Raw genomic sequence first — 2065 nt, forward strand, 5'->3', positions numbered from 1 at the left:
GCGAAGCTTTTGACAAGGTGGCAAGGTTGTTGAATCTGCCTTACCCTGGTGGTCCATCTATCCAAAAAGCGAGCCAAACGGGCAGTCGCAAAGCCTTTCCCTTCCCCCGGGCGATGCTGGAAGACACCTGGAATTTCTCCTTTAGCGGTGTTAAGACAGCCGTACTGCGAACGGTGGAAGCTATTCAAGCTGAAGGTAGGAACCTGCCCATTGCCGATTTAGCCGCCAGCTTTCAGGCTGCAGTTGTTGATGTTTTGGTGGAAAAAACCATTGACGCAGCCGAAACCCACCGGGTGAAGGAAATCATTGTAGCCGGTGGGGTTTCAGCCAACGAATACTTGCGCGAAAAAATCCTGACCGAAAGCGAACTGCCGGTGCACATCCCACCCCTATCCCTTTGCACCGATAACGCGGCAATGATCGCTGGCGCAGGGTACTTTCACTACATCCAGGAAGATTTCAGCCCTGCTGACATCGACGTTTTACCTACCTGGCCCCTCTCGTAACATATCAAGTTTTTGTAACCAAAACCGAAATATCGACATCCAATGAATAATGATGAAAAAGAAATTTTTTTGACCTTCAAAGCCTAAAGCGCCGAGACAAGCGGGCTTTTTCGCAAGTTGTCGATCAAAATTCTGAAAATATTTACCGTTTAGCATTAAAAATGTCTGGGAATGCCCAGGATGCGGAGGATATACTCCAGGAGACATTTATCAAGGCATTCAACAATATTGATAAATTTGAAGGACGTTCAAAAATATCTACCTGGCTTTATAGGATCGCGGTAAACGAATCGCTGATGATGCTCAGAAAAAGGAAAGATAATATCACAGAAATTGACGCTGGCGTAAAAACCGATAATGGCGACATCCTGCCCAGGCAAATCATCGATTGGTGCTGCCTACCTGAAAAAGAACTGCTGAGCCAAGAGTCTCACAAGCATATTAACCAGGCGATAAATTCCCTTTCAGATGTCAACCGTGCAGCATTTCTGCTAAGGGATGTTGAGGGCTTATCCACCAGGGAAACAGCAGAAGCTTTAGAAGTATCCGAATCAGCAGTAAAAGTGCGCTTGATGCGAGCCAGGATGCAGCTCCGTGAAGAGCTGACAGGTTTTTTTGCGGAAAAATTGGCATGAGAAACACTATGAAACACGAACATGAGCTTGGATGCGAAGATATCATTAAGAGCCTGAATGCTTACGTTGACGGTGAATTAGATGGTGCTGTTTGCAGCGAAATCGAAGCACACCTTAATGCCTGTTCAAACTGCAGGATTGTCGTCAATACCCTGAAAAAGACAATCGAAATCTGTCAAAAAGACGGCCGTAAAACCAGGTTACCAGCCGATGTTCGCAGCCGGTTGTATCACGCCTTGAACTTGGATAATCATGCCAACACAGACTGAGGGTGATGGGCAAGCGCAAAAAGAGCAAAATCAAGATCAACCCATTGGCGCTGTATGCCTGCTCAAACCTGGTGAAAGATTGCAGGAAGGTATGATCTGCCCCCGGTGTCAAGGGGCTAAGATGGAATATAATGGTCTTCTAAACCTGGTGTGCCCAAATTGTGGATTAACAGAAGCGGGTGCCTGTACTTGATAATAAAATCGACACCTCCGGTGGAGGTTAAAAAGAAAGGAAATTTAAATGAAAAGCAAAGTTGTATGGAAAGGTGGCATGGCTTTCACAGGGACTGCAGATGGAAGTTACCTCATCCCATTGGATGCAAGTGAAAGCGTGGGTGGTAAGGATTTGGGCTTTCGCCCATTACAATTATTAGCCATCGGGCTGGCCGGTTGTACAGCGATGGATGTAATCTCCATCTTGAAGAAAAAAAGACAGGAAGTCACCGCCTTTGAGGTCTCTACAGCTATAGAACAAGCCAGTGATCATCCAAGAATTTTTGAAAAGATCGTCATCGAATACAAAATAATTGGCAAAAACATTGACAGAGCAGCTGTTGAACGGGCTGTTGAGCTTTCAGAAACAAGGTACTGCCCCGCCCAGGCGATGCTGGATAAAGCTGCTGAAATTTCTCATAAAATTGTGATCGAAGAGGAA

Annotated in this window: 3 protein-coding genes and 1 pseudogene; all 4 read left to right on the forward strand. The window is 45.9% G+C overall.

Annotation, left to right across the window (positions count from 1 at the left end):
- The coding region (locus V2I46_12025) for a tRNA (adenosine(37)-N6)-threonylcarbamoyltransferase complex transferase subunit TsaD (GenBank protein MEE4178226.1) at positions 1 to 506 on the forward strand (506 nt) is incomplete at its 5' end.
- A 116-nt stretch (positions 507 to 622) separates the two neighbouring features.
- Positions 623 to 1141: pseudogene (locus V2I46_12030) on the forward strand (sigma-70 family RNA polymerase sigma factor).
- A gap of 8 nt (positions 1142 to 1149) precedes the next feature.
- Complete coding sequence (locus V2I46_12035) at positions 1150 to 1410, forward strand: zf-HC2 domain-containing protein (protein MEE4178227.1); 261 nt, start codon at positions 1150 to 1152, stop codon at positions 1408 to 1410.
- A gap of 241 nt (positions 1411 to 1651) precedes the next feature.
- Positions 1652 to 2065: OsmC family protein (locus tag V2I46_12040; protein MEE4178228.1), on the forward strand; the 414-nt coding region annotated here is incomplete at its 3' end.

This window comes from Bacteroides sp., assembly GCA_036351255.1.
Taxonomy (GTDB): domain Bacteria; phylum Bacteroidota; class Bacteroidia; order Bacteroidales; family UBA7960; genus UBA7960.